The 17,436-nt window shown below is 37.0% G+C and carries 16 protein-coding genes and 1 riboswitch; of the genes, 5 read left to right on the plus strand and 11 right to left on the minus strand.

Annotated features, from left to right (window positions below):
• Positions 1–4 precede the first annotated feature (4 nt).
• On the minus strand, positions 5–1,129 hold the full coding sequence (locus C794_RS02340; RefSeq protein WP_017795539.1) for an amidohydrolase: 1,125 nt from the start codon (positions 1,127–1,129) through the stop codon (positions 5–7).
• Between the two features lie 128 nt (positions 1,130–1,257).
• Here C794_RS02340 and C794_RS02345 point away from each other — a divergent pair, with 128 nt between their 5' ends.
• Positions 1,258–3,054: a S9 family peptidase gene (locus C794_RS02345; RefSeq protein ID WP_017795540.1), complete on the plus strand. Its 1,797-nt coding sequence runs from the start codon at positions 1,258–1,260 to the stop codon at positions 3,052–3,054.
• 135 nt (positions 3,055–3,189) lie between these two features.
• Positions 3,190–4,785, plus strand: a complete 1,596-nt coding sequence (locus tag C794_RS02350) for a glutathione ABC transporter substrate-binding protein (protein WP_017795541.1) — start codon at positions 3,190–3,192, stop codon at positions 4,783–4,785.
• An 86-nt stretch (positions 4,786–4,871) separates the two neighbouring features.
• On the opposite strand, the gene thrB is transcribed toward C794_RS02350, so the two are convergent.
• Genes thrB through C794_RS02365 form a run of 3 tightly spaced genes read right to left on the minus strand, consistent with a single transcriptional unit; the run spans position 4,872 to position 8,112 of the window.
• Entirely contained in the window at positions 4,872–5,756 is an 885-nt protein-coding gene (gene thrB, locus C794_RS02355; protein ID WP_017795542.1) for a homoserine kinase, read from the minus strand.
• The gene (gene thrC / locus C794_RS02360; RefSeq protein WP_017795543.1) at positions 5,753–6,814 is read right to left on the minus strand and encodes a threonine synthase; all 1,062 of its coding nucleotides are present in this window, start codon (positions 6,812–6,814) and stop codon (positions 5,753–5,755) included. Before thrC ends, thrB begins: the two co-directional genes overlap by 4 nt.
• Positions 6,814–8,112 carry a homoserine dehydrogenase gene (locus tag C794_RS02365; RefSeq protein ID WP_017795544.1) on the minus strand — a complete coding sequence of 433 codons (1,299 nt, stop codon included), beginning with the start codon at positions 8,110–8,112 and terminating at the stop codon, positions 6,814–6,816. Before C794_RS02365 ends, thrC begins: the two co-directional genes overlap by 1 nt.
• Before the next feature lie 135 nt (positions 8,113–8,247).
• Here C794_RS02365 and C794_RS20780 point away from each other — a divergent pair, with 135 nt between their 5' ends.
• Positions 8,248–8,412: a hypothetical protein gene (locus tag C794_RS20780; protein WP_017795545.1), complete on the plus strand. Its 165-nt coding sequence runs from the start codon at positions 8,248–8,250 to the stop codon at positions 8,410–8,412.
• A gap of 381 nt (positions 8,413–8,793) precedes the next feature.
• Here the strand turns inward: C794_RS20780 and C794_RS02375 are convergent, their stop codons facing one another.
• A complete protein-coding gene (locus C794_RS02375) occupies positions 8,794–9,957 on the minus strand; it encodes an MFS transporter (protein ID WP_017795546.1) in 1,164 nt (387 codons plus the stop codon).
• A 177-nt stretch (positions 9,958–10,134) separates the two neighbouring features.
• On the opposite strand from C794_RS02375, the gene C794_RS02380 reads away from it, so the two are divergent.
• Together C794_RS02380 and C794_RS02385 are read left to right on the plus strand one after the other, a co-directional pair.
• A complete protein-coding gene (locus tag C794_RS02380) occupies positions 10,135–10,956 on the plus strand; it encodes a squalene/phytoene synthase family protein (protein ID WP_017795547.1) in 822 nt (273 codons plus the stop codon).
• 371 nt (positions 10,957–11,327) lie between these two features.
• A complete protein-coding gene (locus tag C794_RS02385; RefSeq protein WP_017795548.1) occupies positions 11,328–12,878 on the plus strand; it encodes a BCCT family transporter in 1,551 nt (516 codons plus the stop codon).
• An 80-nt stretch (positions 12,879–12,958) separates the two neighbouring features.
• Here C794_RS02385 and C794_RS21275 read toward each other — a convergent pair whose 3' ends face one another.
• From C794_RS21275 to thiW, 6 genes are all read right to left on the minus strand, one after another.
• Positions 12,959–13,612: a hypothetical protein gene (locus tag C794_RS21275; protein ID WP_017795549.1), complete on the minus strand. Its 654-nt coding sequence runs from the start codon at positions 13,610–13,612 to the stop codon at positions 12,959–12,961.
• Between the two features lie 142 nt (positions 13,613–13,754).
• Positions 13,755–14,375 carry a thiamine phosphate synthase gene (gene thiE / locus C794_RS02395; RefSeq protein WP_026133695.1) on the minus strand — a complete coding sequence of 207 codons (621 nt, stop codon included), beginning with the start codon at positions 14,373–14,375 and terminating at the stop codon, positions 13,755–13,757.
• Positions 14,376–14,381: 6 nt separating this feature from the next.
• The gene (gene thiM, locus C794_RS02400) at positions 14,382–15,155 is read right to left on the minus strand and encodes a hydroxyethylthiazole kinase (RefSeq protein ID WP_017795551.1); all 774 of its coding nucleotides are present in this window, start codon (positions 15,153–15,155) and stop codon (positions 14,382–14,384) included.
• Positions 15,156–15,183: 28 nt separating this feature from the next.
• Positions 15,184–15,978, minus strand: a complete 795-nt coding sequence (gene thiD / locus C794_RS02405) for a bifunctional hydroxymethylpyrimidine kinase/phosphomethylpyrimidine kinase (RefSeq protein WP_017795552.1) — start codon at positions 15,976–15,978, stop codon at positions 15,184–15,186.
• On the minus strand, positions 15,971–16,657 hold the full coding sequence (gene tenA / locus C794_RS02410) for a thiaminase II (protein WP_017795553.1): 687 nt from the start codon (positions 16,655–16,657) through the stop codon (positions 15,971–15,973). The genes thiD and tenA overlap by 8 nt, the downstream gene beginning before the upstream one ends.
• Complete coding sequence (gene thiW, locus C794_RS02415; RefSeq protein WP_083900544.1) at positions 16,654–17,163, minus strand: energy coupling factor transporter S component ThiW; 510 nt, start codon at positions 17,161–17,163, stop codon at positions 16,654–16,656. The genes tenA and thiW overlap by 4 nt, the downstream gene beginning before the upstream one ends.
• 80 nt (positions 17,164–17,243) lie before the next feature.
• Positions 17,244–17,359: riboswitch (TPP riboswitch) on the minus strand.
• Between the last annotated feature and the right edge of the window lie 77 nt (positions 17,360–17,436).

The following is a 17,436-nucleotide window of genomic DNA, read 5'->3' on the forward strand; positions in this document are numbered from 1 at the left end:
TGTTTTATGATACTTTGGTTCCGTCGATATAGACATCAAGTAAACTAGTTTGTAAGTCAAATGGGTTCCCGTCCCATAGAAGAAAATCAGCATCTTTTCCGGCTTCTAATGAACCTACACGATTATCTACACCTAGGTGTTTAGCAGCATTCGAAGTGATTGTTTTTAATGCTTGTTGTTCGGTAAGTCCATTTTTAATTGCATGAATGGCGCTAGTTAATAAATACTCAATACCGACAACTGGGTGATCGGTAGTTATAGAACATGAAATCCCAGCATCTGTCAATGTCTTGATGGTTTTCCAATTTTTATCCTTTAACTCCACTTTAGATCTTGTAGACATCGTCGGTCCTACAGAAACCATGACATCATGTGTTGCAATATAATCGGCAATAAAGTGTCCTTCTGTACAGTGTTCAATCGTTACATCGATGTCAAATTCTTTTTTTAGCCTTAATACGGTCACGATATCATCTGCACGATGTGCATGAACACGTAGCGGAATTTCTTTATTTATAACTTTTGCTAATTGTTCCAATCCAAGATCAAATGAAGCGTTGCTATTGTTCGAATAGTATTTTGCTTCAAATAATTTCTGTCTTATTGTAGCTGCTACTCCCATACGGGTAGTAGGCATTTTTCCTTTAGACCCGTGGAAAATTTTAGGGTTCTCTCCAGTAGCAGCCTTCATACCTGAAGTTGAACGAATGACCATCTCGTCAATAACAGAGCCAGTTGTTTTTAACACTGACATTTCACCACCGATGACGTTTGCACTCCCAGGCATTACTTGGACAGTAGTAATGCCTGATTCTCTAGCTACTTCAAAGCCATATTCTCGAGGATTGATTCCATCAATCGCACGAACTTCAGGAGATGTAGGGCTCGAAGTTTCATTAAAGTCAGCACCTTCTTTGCCAACGCCCTCTTCAGAAACGCCTAAATGTGTATGTACGTCAATAAGTCCTGGTGTAATGGTTAGTCCATTTCCATCAATAGTTTGATAGTTAGATGGTATGGTAATGTTTTTCGAGATTCGCTCAATTTTTCTGTCTTTAATAAGTATTGTGTATCCTTCCAGTACATCCTCGTTTCCGTTCCATATCGTTGATCCAGTTATAGCAATCATGGTTTCTCCCCCCTATAAGACGTATGATGAAATTGATTTATTAGTTTATTTCATCTATACTTTATTGTTATATTAATAGTTTTAAAAATACAACAAAAAATTAGAATATTCAACATGGAGGTGTCAACATGTCAAAAAAACAAGATGAAAACAAGTTATTGTCATTCTTGAATGCAAAAGGTGCATACCAACCTAGAAAAATTGGGAAGAATAGGGGCTTTACGTTTTTGGCAAATCTTACGGGAAGACCACAAGTATGGAAGATAGATGAAAGTGGAGAAGTCTCTGCTTTTCATGAGTTAAAGGATAGAGTATTACAGGTTTATCATTCTCCTTCTGGGGAGCACACAATACTAGCCTCTGACTTTGAAGGGAACGAAAAGCAACAATTCTATTTAACATCAGACAAAGGAAACACAATAGAAGAGTTAGTACTGTCTCCTGAGCATTTTCACCAATTTGGTGGTTGGTCTCCAGATGGGAGCAAAATCACTTACGCAAGCAATAGGAGAAATCCTGGATATTTTGATATTTTTACATTAGATATTGAAACAAAAGAAGAAGTCACTGTGTTTGAATCGGAAACAAATTGTACTCCATTAATTTGGACGGCAGATGGTAAAGGTATTATTTTTTCGTACGCTGTTTCTAATATTGATAATCAATTACATATTCTAAATCTTGAATCAGGAAAGACGACGCCAATTGGTAATGTAAATGTCCCAGCTAGATACCATTCTGTTCAGATAACAAAAGATAATATGTCAGGATATGTTGTAACAGATGAAGGCAGAGACACTTTAGCAATTGCAAAGTTCGATCTTGAAAAACCGAATTTATTAGAATTTATCTATAAAAGTGAACAATGGGACATTGAGGAAGTAAAGATATCTGTTGATGAACAGTATCTTGCATTCTCACTAAATGAAGGTGGAAGTTCACAATTAGGAATCTATTCTTTAGAAAAAAACGCAGTAACAAATATTAAAGATGTACCAGTTGGAGTCTATCAATCATTACAATGGATAAATGATCGAGAACTATTAGTAGGAGTAACGAGTTCTACATTACCAGGTGACATATGGAAAGTAGATATAATAGACGATGAATCAGAGCGATTAACGCATATTGGTGAAAGTCCTGAAGTTGGTCACCTGTGGATGGAACCTGAGGTCTGTCATTTTTCTTCGTTTGATGGATTAGAAGTTCCTTATTTTCTATATGGAGAGAAAAGAACAAATCAACCTGTAATGATATATGTCCATGGTGGGCCTGAAAGTCAAATTCGCAATGAGTATAACCCCGTGATTCAGTACCTTGCTGCATTAGGATATACAATTGCAGCTCCTAATGTTAGAGGGAGCATGGGATATGGTAGAAAGTATGTTCAACTAGATGATATTCGGAAAAGAATGGATGCTGTGGCGGATTTAAACTATCTTGTAAAAGATTTAGTATCAACACATCAAACAGACAGGGATCGTGTTGGAATTATGGGGAGAAGTTACGGTGGATTTATGGTATTAGCTGCTATTACGCATTATCCTAAGGTATGGGCTGCAGCAGTAGATATTGTAGGTATCAGCCATTTTCGCACGTTTTTAGAAAATACCGGTCCATGGAGACGAAGACTACGTGAACAGGAATATGGTTCGTTGGAGCATGATAGTGATTTCTTTGAAGAAATTGCACCATTGAATCATACAGAAAAGATTCAAGTACCATTACTTATTTTTCATGGGAAGAATGATACTCGTGTACCAGTTTCAGAGGCTGAACAGCTTACTAAAGATTTAGAGTCTCAAGGAAAAGATGTTGAGTTAATTATTTTTGAAGATGAAGGGCATCAAACGGAAAAACTCGAAAATCATGTGCTGATGAATAAGAAAACGGTAGAATTTATGGACCAATGGTTGGATAAATAACGCAATATTTTCCAATTGAAAGAAAATTCCTTCAAATACATTGTCAATCTATTATTATTTGTGTATATTTAAAATTAATATTTTCATCATTTTTTGACAATTTAATCAACATGATAAAACAAGGAGGAATTTCAAGTGGGAAAAAGAAGTATCTGGCTTATTTTTAGTATGGTTGTAATTGGATTTATTTTAGTTGGTTGTGCTAGTGAACCAGATGAATCTGGAGCAGAAGGAAATGGGGATGGACAGGATCAACAAGAAGGTGGAGATTTGGTGATTGCAACTGTTTCTGATGCGGTTGCTTTAGATCCTGCAGGAGTAAATGATGTACCTTCCTTTGATGTACAATACAATATTTTTGAAAAGTTAGTGAAACACGATAGCGATATGAACTTACAACCTAGCTTGACTAAAAGCTGGGAAACAGTGGATGATAATACCTGGCAATTTGAACTGCAAGAAGGTGTAACTTTTCATGATGGCGAACCATTTAATGCGGAAGCTGTCAAAGCCAATATCGAACGAATGTTAGATCCAGAAGTAGCTGCGCCTCATTCCTATTTATTAGATGGAGTGGAAGAAGTTGTAGCTGTGGATGAATATACCGTTCAATTTAAAACAGAGTACCCAATTTCTGGACTACCTTCTAATTTAACACATCCAGTTGGATCCATGATTTCTCCAAAACTAATCGAAGAAGATTATGCAGCTATGGAGAATGGTGAAAATCCAGGTTCTGTAATCAATGAAAATCCAATTGGGACAGGTTATTTTAAATTTGATGAATGGAATACAGGGCAATACATTCGTTTAGTGAAAAATGAGGATTATTGGGATGGAACGGCTAATATAGATACAGTTACATTTAAAGTTGTATCTGAGGACCTAACACGAATCGCAGAACTACAAACTGGTGATTCACATATATCGAATCCGCTTAGTGCATCTGATGTAGAGCAATTAGAGCAATCAGAGGAAATGTTTGTAAATCAACAAGGTAGTGTTTCTTTAGATTATTTAGGTTTTAATATGGAACAAGAACCATTTGATGATAAGCTTGTTCGCCAAGCTATCTCGATGGCAATTAATAAAGATGAGATCATTGATGGAATCGCAAATGGTTATGGGAAAAAAGCGATTGGTCCTCTAGCTCCTGGAGTTGCTGATTATGATGAAGATCTAACTGGATTAGAATATGATGTTGAACAAGCAAAAGAATTATTAGCAGAAGCTGGTTATCCAGATGGTTTTTCTGCAACTATATGGACGAATGAAACGAGAGAGCGTTTAGATATTGCTACGAATGTCCAGGCGCAACTAAAAGCTATAGGGATTTCTATAGATATTGAAGTATTTGAATGGGCAGCATACCTGGAGGAAATAGGAAAAGGTAACCACGATATGTTCATCTTAGGATGGTCAAATAGTACAGCAGAAGCGAATAATGGTATCGCGCCATTATTCCACTCAGATAACATTGGACCTTCTGGGAATCGTACATTTATGCAAAATGACGAGCTGGATCAACTGCTAGATGAGGGTCTCACAGAGATTGATGAGGAAGAGCGATTCAATAAATATCAGCGTGCGCAAGAGATACTAGTAGAGGAAGCTCCGGTAGTTTATCTTATGCATAAAGATTATTTAATGGGTGTACATGAAAGTGTAAACAACCTAGAAATGTTACCCACAAAAATGTTGTTATTAAAAGATGTTACGATTGAACAGTAAAGTTAAAAGATTCTGAGGGAAATCCTCAGAATCTTTTTTCGAATACATACATATAGTAATTATTTTAGTTATGATCCAACCTCAACTTAATCTTGAATGGTGATACCTTGATAGTCGATAGGTATGTAATTAATTTGGTAATCCGCTAATAAAGACAAATTAGACATATAGCGTTGTAACGTTGCACCTTTTCCTTTTGAAGTTATTGATAGCATAGTTGGTCCCGCTCCACTTAAGATAGTGCCAAATGCACCATGTTTTTTAGCTTCCTCTCGAATATAAGAGAAGTTAGGAATTAGTTCCGAGCGAAAAGGCTCATGAAAGAGATCTTCTTCCATTAATTTCCCCGCTAACTTATAATCTTTACTGTATAAGGCAGCTATAGTTAAATTACTAATGGCGCTTGCTTTAGCTGCATAATCTCGTTTGTAGCTATCAGGTAAGCAATTTCTCGAGACGGAAGTCTTTAATTCTACATTTGGAATATAGGCAACAATATCGACATCAATGTCTTTCAACTGAATATGTTCAATTTTCTCTTCAAATACCGTTGAAATGATTAATCCGCCATATATAGAAGGTGCAACATTATCAGGATGCCCTTCAATCTCCGTACCATATTGTAATTTTTGTTCCGGTGTTAAATGTAGATTTCCTAATTGATTGGCAAGCTCGATACCTGCAACAATAGCAGAAGCGCTGCTTCCTAAACCGCGAGCCAAAGGAATATCGTTTGCTTCCTGTACTTTACAAGCTGGTAGAGTAATACCATGTTTATGAGCAATATGTTCTGCAATATTCCATATAAAGTGGTTTTCTGTAGAAATGGACTCACCGTCAGAATAAAATTGTAAGCTATTTGCCTCCAGTACATTGAGGTGTAAATATAAGCCTAATGCAAGCCCTGTTGAATCAAAACCAGGGCCAACATTACCACTGCTTGCTGGAACAGAGATACGGAAAGGCTTCATGATGTGATCAGCTCTTCAAGATAGTCCATAACTGCTTTTTCGTTGTTTGGTAAGTTAACAGGATCAATCGATAATTGATCGATTGCAGTTTGTGGATCCTTTAATCCATTACCAGTCAATACAGCAACAACTTTACTTCCTTTTGGAATACTCCCACTTTTAACTTGTTGGATCACACCAGCTATAGATGCTGCTGAACCTGGTTCTGCAAAAATACCTTCTTTTTGTGGAAGTAGTTTGAATGCATTTACGATCTCATCATCCGTTACATACCCAATACTACCATTCGATTCTTCTTTTGCATTTAAGGCAAGCTCCCAGCTTGCTGGGTTACCTATACGAATGGCAGTGGCTATTGTTTCTGGTTGCTCAATGACTTTATTTTTTACGATAGCTGCAGCACCTTCTGCTTCAAATCCCATCATTTTTGGTAATCCTGATTGATATTTTTCGTTATATTCTTTAAACCCTTTCCAATATGCACTAATATTTCCCGCATTACCTACTGGAATAGCAAGAATATCAGGAGCCGAACCTAATTGATCGCAGACTTCGAATGCGGCAGTTTTTTGTCCGTCAATTCGATATGGATTAACAGAGTTAACTAATGTAACGGCTGATTTTTCACTGATTTTACGAACCATTTGTAGTGCCTCATCAAAATTACCGTCTATCTCAACAATCTCTGCACCGTACATGACTGCTTGAGCTAATTTTCCTAGAGCAACTTTTCCTTTAGGGATGACAATAATTGCGCGTATACCAGCTCTAGCAGCATAGGCTGCAGCTGCAGCTGATGTATTTCCGGTAGAAGCACAAATAATTGATTTGCTGCCTTCCTCTATTGCTTTTGCAACTGCCATGACCATACCTCTATCTTTAAACGAGCCAGTTGGGTTTAAGCCTTCAAATTTTCCGTATAACTCTATTCCCAATTCCCTTGATAAAGTTGGAAAAGACAATAAAGGAGTGTTTCCTTCCATTAGACTTAATGGTGGTGTCTGGTCGGTGACTGGTAATAATTCCGCATATTCCTTTAATAATCCTTGCCAAGTCATTACATCACTTCCCCTTCCACTTTATAATAGCTTTTGACTTCAATAACTGCTTCAAAACTTCGCAACTTCTCTAACGTATGTTGGAAATTGGATAAAGATGTATCATGAGTTACGACGACAATTTCAGCTGACTCATACTCATTTACAGGCGTCTGTACAATACGTTGGAAGCTTATATCTTGTTCATGGAATAATGATGATATTTTAGAAAGTACACCAGTTTCATCTTTTACATAAAGTCGAACATAATATTGGCTATGCCGTTTATTGACTGGTGTTAAAGTTTTAGAGAACTGCATTTCATTTGATTGATTGCCAGATACACCGAGACGAAGTCCTTTTATTGCTGCACTGACATCAGATAGTATTGCTGTAGCAGTTGGTAAACTACCGGCTCCAGGACCATAAAACATGGTTTCACCTACTGCCTCGCCATATACATAAACAGCGTTGTATTCGTTCTTTACACTAGATAATGGGTGATTTTTTGATAAGAGAGTGGGTTGTACATTTACTTCCAGCTCTTGATCGTTAAAATTCGCAAAACCAATAAGTTTCATTGTATAACCGAGTTGCTTTCCGTAACGTAAATCTTCTAATTCTATTCCTCGAATGCCGTTTACTTCTACATCGCTTAATTCAACAGGAGTTGAGAAAGCAAGTCGACCGAGGATGGCCATTTTTCGTGCAGCGTCTAAGCCTTCAACATCTGAAGTAGGGTCGGCTTCCGCAAATCCTAACCGTTGTGCTTCTGATAGAGCGTCCTCATAACTCATGCCATCTTCATCCATTTTCGTTAGAATGTAGTTTGTTGTACCATTCACAATTCCCATGACACGTTGAATATGGTCAGTGGATAATCCTTCCGTAATCCCTCTTAGAATAGGAATACCTCCAGCAACGCTTGCCTCATAATAGAAGTCACAACGATTTTTTGTTGCTTCAGCTTGTAACTCAGGACCATGTAATGCGACTAAATCTTTATTCGCAGATACTACATGTTTTTTATTTTTAAAGGCACGTAAAATATATTCTTTTGCCTGGTCAATGCCACCCATTACTTCTACTATAATATCGATAGATGAATGATCTAATACATCACTCGGATCTGTCGTGAGCAAATCATCATTAATATGTATATTCCTTGCTTTATCTAAATTTCTTACCAACACTTTTGAAACTTCTACTTCGCAACCAAGTTGATGAGTTAATTTTTCACGATGATCGTTAATTAATTGAATAACACCAGACCCAACAACTCCTAAACCTAATAAACCAACAGATACTTTATCTTTCACACTTTCACCCCTCTACGATGATATATTGAATACATTTAAACACGAAAACCAATGTATGGCAATAGTGAATTATTTGAAATTAACAAATAAATGTTGTGTTAATACACTAATAGAAAGAGAGTAGGAGGAAAGCAGATGAGAGAAGCAGTGATTGGAGCAATATTTCTTGTTTGTTTAGCAATCGGTTGTATACTTGGTTATTTTTTCGGAAGTACAGAAACTGGGGGAACTATTGGTTTAGCTTTTGGGCTAGGAAGTATTTTATTATTTCGAAAACGTAGAAGAAAAGATGGCATATAACTAAGAACATTCGTTGGCGTTTCTCAACAAATCATAGAAAAAGCTCTTGAAGTTATTGAGAAGTATTATAGAGAGATTGGGACAAAGGCATTTAGGCAAAAGATAAATCCGAATGAGTAGGCTTTGAAACCCTGCTTCAGAAATATACTACCCTTATCCTAAGGCGGGTGGCGAGCCTCCGGATGCTTATGCATCTGGGTCTCGCCTAGGCCTCTTTCCTATAGGACAAGGAAGTCCCCGGCAGCATTGCATCGCATGCAGAAAATCGATTTTTGATTTTAAAGGAGTCTCCGTATATTTCTCAAGCTTATTCTATCTATCATAAGTCTTTTAGCAAAACTTTTTGATATGCCTCAACTTCTCCTTGCTTTTTGATTAATACTAAGAAACAGCCGATTGTTTATCTTTATATCCTTTTAAAGCAATAATCGATACGATAAGACCGATAAATACAATTGCTCCTCCTACATATGCATTTGCTTGTACATGAGACTTTTCAATGACAAAGCTACCTATAAATGAACCAATTGCTATTCCGAAGTGTAATGCAGAATTATTTAGACTTACTAATATATCTGCATTTTTAGGTGCAGTTTCAATTAATAAGCTTTGGATTGGTGGTGACACTGCCCAGCTCATCATGCCCCAAATAATTAATACAACAAAGAAGATAATTATATTAAATGTAGCAAAAGGCAATGAGATAATCGCTAAAATAAAGAGCGTAATCACTGTAAGAATAGTACGTTTCGGACCAAAATGATCAGATAAAGCTCCGCCAGCACCACCGCCACTAACTGCAGCGATTCCAAAAGCAAAATAGACAACACTAAGCCAGAAACCATTCATATCCATCGTTTCACTAACGAAAGGGTTTAAGTAAGCATACAATGTAGTATGTCCAGCCAATACAAATAAGGTAGTTAGTAATGCGAATAAAACGGATTTGCTACTAAGCATTTTAAGCTGGGTTTGTAATGGTAAAGGTTTTTCGGATGTATAAATCCTCGTCATAAAGAAATATACGCCTATCATTGATAAAACGGTTAATATTGCTATGAGTACAAATGGTGCTCTCCATCCGAATGCTTCTCCAAGTATTAAACCAAAGGGGATACCAAACACTAATGAACCACTTACGCCCATACTAACAATTCCAATAGCTCTCCCGCGGTATTCGGGTTGAACAATGGATGATGCCATCATGATACAAAGCACAATAAGTATCGAAGCACTTGCTGCAGAGACAATTCTACTTATAAATAGCATTGTATAGGAAAAACTAAATACAGCAATTAAATTACCAATAAAAAAAGTACTTAAAGCTATTAATGTTAATTTTTTTCGTTCAATTGAAGCCGTTAGAAATAATAAAATTGGTGCTGATACTGCAAATACAAGTGAAAAGATGGTAATAAGCAATCCAGCCTGTCCCATCGTAACATCAAGATCATTTGCTACTAAATCTAAAATACCACTTATAATTAATTCTACCATTCCAACTACAAAGGAAATGGTCATTAATAGATACACTCGTTTATCCATATTAACACAGCCTTACATAAAATTTCGCAACATGACTATCGTAGACTTATTTTTACAGAAGTACAAGAGAATAGTATTTATTTACAAATTTTTTACACAGCACAGTTAAAAAGGAAAAAAAGTGTTGTATTTGTTATACTTGTAATATCGCATGAATCGGACAAGGAGGAGTCTTTGGTGAGTAATCAAGCAACATTAGATAAAGAAGCAATGAAGGTACTCAAAGAAACTAGTCGAACATTTTACATTCCAATAAAGCTGCTGAATAAAACATTAAGGAAAACAGTTGGTTCAGCATACCTTTGTATGCGTGCGATTGATGAAATGGAAGATCATGAAGCTTTGGATTCTTCTAGTAAGCAGGAATTACTAATCCAAACAAGTCGATTATTACAAGCGGAATCGTTTGATAATGTTGCTTACCAATCATTAATTGATCCGTATCGTAATATTCTCCCAGAAGTAACAATTAGATTAAATGATTGGTTGCTTTATTGCCCTTCAAATATTGTTACGAAAGTTAAGGCTTCTACTAGTGAGATGGCGGAAGGAATGGCAAAATGGGTAGCTAGAGACTGGGAAGTAAACACCAAAGAAGACTTAGATGAATATACGTATTATGTGGCTGGGCTAGTCGGTGTCATGCTATCAGATATTTGGCAATGGTATGATGGAACAGAAACAGATCGTGAGTTAGCTATTGGGTACGGTCGAGGATTACAAGCTGTCAATATATTAAGGAATATTGATGAAGATGCTGAACGCGGAGTAGGTTTCTTCCCGGATGATTGGACTAAAAAAGAAATGTTTGAATATGCAGAGATGAATTTACATATGGGAGATCAATATATGGAACAAATTTCCACAAAGAATATTTTGTTATTCTGTCGTATTCCATTAGCACTTGCGCAAAAAACATTGGACGCATTGAAAAAAGGGAAAGAAAAAATATCACGGGATGAAGTTGAAAACACAGTTGATCACATTATAAATTCATAAATGAAGATATTTTATTCGTGCATAATTTATCCATGCTTCGAACAGATTTTAAAATTAATCCATTTATAAAAAGAATTCTGCTAAAAATTGCAGGATTCTTTTATTTTGGTGTAAATAAAGTGATTTGAGGGAAGATTTTATTCTAATTCTTCTCTTTCCTTCTGTATTTAACGAGAAACTATAGGGGATATTATTTGTATGAACAAAAATAAAAAACTATAATTAAAAACTGTGTTTAATAAATGAGCAAGTTGGTGGAATTCTGTTGTGATTCACGTTTTCTCTGTTTTCATTTATCCATCCAACGGTCTTTAAGAACAGTTTATACTACTAACTTTAGGCGACTTGCTGTAAAAAACAGGAGGTAAAACGTGAGATCCAAAAATAAAAAGGAACTCGATTGGCCCGTTTTTTATATAAGCGGCGGTTTTTTAATATTATTTATCATCCTTTCATTATTAAGTAAGGAGAAAGTTGGAGAGTGGGTAAATACTTTATTTACTTATTCCTCAGATTGGTTCGGGGCATATTGGCAAATATTACTATTACTTAATTTCTTAATCGGACTAGGATTAGCCGTATCAAAATATGGAAAAGTTCGTTTAGGGAAAATGGATAAACCAAAGTATAGTTATTTTGGTTGGGTAAGTATGATTTTGGTGACATTACTCGCGAGTGGCGGTGTCTTCTGGGCAGCTGCTGAACCGATGTATCATTATATGGATACACCACCTTTGTTTGGTGGTGGAGAGTTTAACTATTTAGACGGTGCAATGGCTCAAGCTTTTGTTCATTGGGGGTTCCTTGCATGGGCGATTCTCGGTACTTTAGCAGTGGTAGTCATGATGTACGTCCATTATCACAAAGGATATCCATTAAAACCTAGAGGATTACTATACCCAATATTTGGTGAAAAAATTTTTGAAAAGAGTGTTGTCGGAACACTTGCAGACAGCTTTTCAATTATAGCAACAGTAGCAGGTACACTTGGCCCATTAGGATTTCTAGGGTTACAGATTTCTTATGGATTAAATCATTTATTTGGAGTACCCAATACACTTGTGATAAGTATGTTAGTAGTGCTTGGATTAGTCACAGTTGCTGCAATATCTGCTGCGACAGGCGTAGATAGAGGAATTTATCATTTAAGTAATTGGAATGTACAATTTACGATTCTTCTAGCATTACTTGTATTTCTAATTGGTCCAACAACATTTATTATTGATGCTTTTATCGGTGGAACAGGGGCTCATTTACAAAATTTCTTTACAATGAATTTGTTTCGTGGAGATGAAGGTTGGTTATCTGGTTGGACGATATTTTTCTGGGGTTGGTTTATTGGCTATGCTCCAATGCTTATTGTATTTATAAGCCGTATTTCCAGGGGTCGAACAATTCGTGAACTAATTATTGCGGTATCCGTTGTTGCACCATTAGTTACAAATTTCTGGTTCTCTGTTGTAGGAGGAACGGGGATATTCTTTGAAAATGAAAACCCAGGTTCTGTTTCCAATGCTTTAACAGAGGGGGGAATGCCTGCAGCTGTTATGGCAATAACGGATCAATTACCTATGGGAGTTATATTTGGAGTAGGATTTTTATTAGTATCGATTATATTTGTAGCTACTACTACGGATACGATGTCATATACAGTCGCTGCGACATTATCGGGTCATGATAACCCGAAACGTTGGTTACGTGTGTTCTGGGCAATCATCTTTGGTGCTACAACAGCTGTAATTTTAACGATTGGGGAAGACAGTATTACATCGATACAAAATTCTATTGTTATTACTGCAGTTCCTGTATCTTTCTTGTTGTTACCACCATTGTGGAATGCGCCAAAAATTGCAAAGAAAATGGCATTAGAACAAGGGTTAATATGGCAGCGTGAAATGAATAAAAAAGTGGATAAAGATTAAAAAAATAAATATCAAAAAGACGGTCTCATAAGGGCCGTCTTTTTGATATAAACTAATTTTTCCTTAAAAAGGCTTTGTTGTTAATAACATTGAAATGATTCAATTCGACCTAGATCCATTCCAAAGTACACCCAACGGAATCCACTCCAACGGAAACCTGCAATAGAATTTCTTCCCACGAACGTAGGGAAGTACCAAAAACCTCTTCCTCTTTCTGGCCAAATGTAAGTGAAACGGAAAAGACAACGTCTAATTCCACCAGGATCTACTGCAAAAGTTTGGAATGCTGGTTTCTCTGGTGTGAAGCTAGGAGGAGCTGATGTTGGAGCTTGTTGCCCATCTTGGCCACCACCGCCGGGAAAGCCACCGCCCGGGAATCCACCACCCGGGAATCCATCAAAAATTCCTCCAGGAAATCCCCCCGGGAATCCACCGCCCGGGAATCCACCACCAGGTCCGCCGCCCGGGCCACCCGGGAATCCACCACCCGGGAATATTCGACCAGGCGTATTTGGATCGTCATTGAAATATTCATAAGGATTATTCACATCTGACTCATCAACTTCATGATATCCTTCTGAACTTTCGTAAGGTGTTCCAGTGAACTGCTGTTGATTATAATCGTCACGCTGTTGATTAAAATACTGATTTAACATATCACCAGGTAAGTTATTATTTTGTCTCTGATCTTGTTGAGGTTGCTGATGATATGGATGATTATTATAGTAATCCATTATTTTCCTCCTCATATGCAAAGTTTCATCACATTAGCATATGGGATAAGAGCACAATTTGGGATACATAATTATAATATTGGGCTTATCCAAGAAAAAATAAAGGAAGAAAGCGAAAACCCCACTGAATGTAGGCTTCACTTTATAATCGTTGTACTGCTTGTAAAATATGATTTGTTTCTGTTATTGCTGTAATAAAAGATACACCATCAGCTCCAGCTTGGATGACTTCTTGTGCATTTGTAGTATTAATTCCTCCAATTGCAACTATTGGTAGAGAAGGATGCTGTTTTTTTAAATTTTGAATCCATTCAAGACCAACCGCTTTTTTAGCATCTTCTTTTGTATTTGTTGCAAATATTGGACCAGCTCCAATGTAATCGACTATTTCTAATGGACTATGATTCAACTCTTTATTCGTTGATATGGACAATCCAATTATCTTATTTGGGAATTGTTTCCGCACAACTTCTACAGGTTGATCATCCTGACCGACATGAATACCATCTGCATCCAATTGTTTTGCTAAATCAACATCGTCATTAATAATGAAAGGGATCTGAAAATCATGGCAAATAGCTTTTAAATCTTTTGCAAGTTCAACTTTTGCAGCGCCTTTTAAAGAATGCTTACCTTTCTCACGGAATTGAAAAGCAGTAATTCCCGCAGCTGCTGCCTCTTGTAAAATCTCTCGTGGGTCTCTATGGCAATTTTGACTTCCCATAATAAAATACTTCCGAAGCATATTTTTTTGGAATTTCATAAGCATTTATTCTCCTTTCGTAAGGTCTTGTGGCATTTTTGAAAGAGAATCAATGAATACAGGTAAGAAACTGCCTGGACCACGAACACTTTCTTGATTAGCTGCATACGAAGCTGAAAGTCCATAGAACGAAACCGCTGTAATTAATTGGTCTTTCAATGGTGCTTTTGTGGTTAAACATGCTGCAATAATCGAACCTAATAAACAACCAGAACCGGTTATGGTTGATAGGTAATGATGTCCTGTACCATTATGAATCAAATGATTATCCACATAAATAACATCTGTTTCTCCGGTAACAATAACGGCAGTGTTATATTTTCGACTTACTTTTTGCGCGATTTCATCTAAATTACCGTCACCAACGGAGTCAACTCCCTTTGCTTCGAGTGTGATATCAACTAGACTTGCTAGTTCACCACCATTTCCTTTTATCACAGTGGGACGAACTTCCTCTAAAATTTTATCAATAGCTTTTCGTCTAAAAGAAGTGGCAGCAACTCCGACAGGGTCTAATAATACAGGAATATTATGTTCATTTGCTGTTTTTCCAGCAGCTATCATAGATTCCAATTCAATGGAAGTTAACGTACCGATGTTAATTAAAACGGCATTTGAAATTGCGGCAATTTGTTCTGCTTCTTCTATCGCTTTTGCCATTATTGGCGAACCGCCGAATGAAAGTAACCCATTAGCTGAGAAGTTCATTACTACTTGATTGGTTAGGTGATGCACAAGTGGTTTAGTATCACGAACTTGTTTAATAATATCGACTTGCATATATATCTCCCTCTCCTTAGTTTCTCCTTTATCTTTCCCGAATTGCCCAGTGATTTGTCGGCCCATTCCCATAACCGAGCTCAAACGATTGGGATATTGCAGCAGTAACAAAGTCTTTTGATTTCTGAACTGCCTCTACCATGGAGTACCCCTTAGCGAGATAACTAGTTATAGCAGCAGAATAAGTGCAACCCGTACCGTGAGTGTTTTTTGTATTAATTCGTTTAGCTGAAAATGTATGCATCGCAGATCCATCATATAGAAAGTCTACTGCATCTGCTTTCATATGGCCCCCTTTTATTAATGCGGCATCCGCATTGAAATGATCAACGATATGTTTTGCCGCATCTTTCATGTCTTCTAATGTTTCAATAGAATGACCAGTAATAAATTCTGCTTCTGGAATATTAGGAGTCACTAGTGCGGTTTGGGGGAGCAAATATTCTCTTAAAAATGATCGGGCCTCTGTATCTATTAGCGAGTCACCGCTTGTTGCAACCATAACTGGGTCCATAACATAAGGTGCATCCATTTTCTCAATTTTTTTGGAGATTATTTCCATCATTTGTTTATTGGCAATCATTCCCGTTTTAAGGGCATGAATAGGCATATCCTTTATTATAACTTCAAGTTGATCTTCAATCATATTGATTGGCATATGATGGACGGAAGTTACACCAGTAGTATTTTGAGCTACTACGGAAGTAATGACAGACATGCCGTATGTTTGAAGTTCTTGAAATGTTTTTAAATCTGCTTGTATTCCAGCTCCACCACTAGGGTCTGTGCCGGCAATCGTTAATGCACATGATACATTATTCATTATTTATATCCTCCTTCAATGACGGCCACTCCTCAGTAGACATAGCCATTTCCCAAAATAAGTATTCTAATTGACAACTCTTTCGGAAAGCAATTTTCATACTTGCTTTTTCTTTTTCTGAAGCATGACTCGCATGTTCATCAAGTCGTTCACACATTTCCTCAACATCTTGTTTGGTATTTGCATAACATTGAATCCATATTTGAAATGGGTGATTATCCGATACTTGCCACGTTTCATTTAGATATTTTCCGATCTCATAATACGTCCAAGGGCATGGCAAAAGCGCACTAATTGCTTCACCTGTAGTTCCTGTTTGGGCATGATACATCATATGTTTAACATAATGATCTCCTGTTGGAGGTAATGGCTGTCCTTGTAAGTCTTCGTAGTTTACATTAATATACTCACAGAAACACAGATGGGCTTGGATTTCGTCATGTAATGAAAACAGCATTAGAGCACTAAAGTAAGCGATGTCGTTACGATGATTTGCATTACCAATAGCTGAGCCAATAGTTTTCATAAATCCATTTAAATAAGCATAATCCGCTTGAACATAGTGACGAACTGCATCTACGGATAGTATTCCCTTTCCTATCCCTTCTACAAACGGGTGATTTTTTATAAGTGTAAAAATATCTTTGTTTTCTAATCTTAGTTCTTCTGAGAATTTCATGAGTAATCTCTCCTCTGAGTGTGTGAGAGTTCTGGTTTCACTTTATGAACTCGAGATAAAATAAACCAACCTATGGACGCTCCTGAAACACTACTAATGATGAATGCTGGTAGAAATGCAAGCGCACCAACACTCGATCCCATTAAAAAGTTAGCAAAAGGAACAGCAAGAAAAGAACCAATAATCCCGGTTCCAAGTATTTCTCCTGTTACTGCTAAACGATGACGCCGCCATTTTCGATAAAGTATCCCTGCAAAAAAAGCGCCAATCATTCCTCCGGGAAAAGCTAGTAATGTTCCTATCCCTAAGAGATTTCGAAGTAAACCAATCATTAAAGCAACACCAACAGCAGGTCCTGGACCAAGTAACACTGCTGCCATAACATTTACTGCATGTTGAACAGGATACGCTCGTGCGACACCAGCAGGGAACCATAATAACTGTGAACCAATCGTTCCAATGGCAACAAGGACAGCCATCAATGTTAAGACGCGGGTGTTTTTCACTTTATCTCTCCTTTCTAAAACAAACAAAAAACCAGGTCCAATTAAAGGACCTGGTTTTGGTATACTGAGAATGTAATCATCAAAATTATTGACTACTTCCCTACGCTGGTATTAACCAGATCAGGTCCATAAGAGTCGGAAAGTAGGTGCTTTCCTCTCAGCCCACACATAGTACTGGGCACCCCTAGTAGTTGCTTTTCGTATTTATTTACTTCATATTAACTGTAACAAAATAAATAAATTCTGTCATCTGAATACATAAAATTGGGATTC

The sequence above is a fragment of the Oceanobacillus kimchii X50 genome (assembly GCF_000340475.1).
Lineage (GTDB): Bacteria > Bacillota > Bacilli > Bacillales > Amphibacillaceae > Oceanobacillus > Oceanobacillus kimchii.

What these genes read in the sequence shown, in the direction of transcription:
- thrB (WP_017795542.1), bottom strand. Translation starts at nt 5,756, where the DNA reads ATGAAGCCTTTCCGTATCTCTGTTCCAGCAAGCAGTGGTAATGTTGGC.
- C794_RS20780 (WP_017795545.1), top strand. Translation starts at nt 8,248, where the DNA reads ATGAGAGAAGCAGTGATTGGAGCAATATTTCTTGTTTGTTTAGCAATC.
- C794_RS02345 (WP_017795540.1), top strand. Translation starts at nt 1,258, where the DNA reads ATGTCAAAAAAACAAGATGAAAACAAGTTATTGTCATTCTTGAATGCA.
- thrC (WP_017795543.1), bottom strand. Translation starts at nt 6,814, where the DNA reads ATGACTTGGCAAGGATTATTAAAGGAATATGCGGAATTATTACCAGTC.
- tenA (WP_017795553.1), bottom strand. Translation starts at nt 16,657, where the DNA reads ATGAAATTCTCAGAAGAACTAAGATTAGAAAACAAAGATATTTTTACA.
- thiE (WP_026133695.1), bottom strand. Translation starts at nt 14,375, where the DNA reads ATGAAATTCCAAAAAAATATGCTTCGGAAGTATTTTATTATGGGAAGT.
- thiM (WP_017795551.1), bottom strand. Translation starts at nt 15,155, where the DNA reads ATGCAAGTCGATATTATTAAACAAGTTCGTGATACTAAACCACTTGTG.
- thiD (WP_017795552.1), bottom strand. Translation starts at nt 15,978, where the DNA reads ATGAATAATGTATCATGTGCATTAACGATTGCCGGCACAGACCCTAGT.
- C794_RS02375 (WP_017795546.1), bottom strand. Translation starts at nt 9,957, where the DNA reads ATGGATAAACGAGTGTATCTATTAATGACCATTTCCTTTGTAGTTGGA.
- C794_RS02340 (WP_017795539.1), bottom strand. Translation starts at nt 1,129, where the DNA reads ATGATTGCTATAACTGGATCAACGATATGGAACGGAAACGAGGATGTA.
- C794_RS21275 (WP_017795549.1), bottom strand. Translation starts at nt 13,612, where the DNA reads ATGGATTACTATAATAATCATCCATATCATCAGCAACCTCAACAAGAT.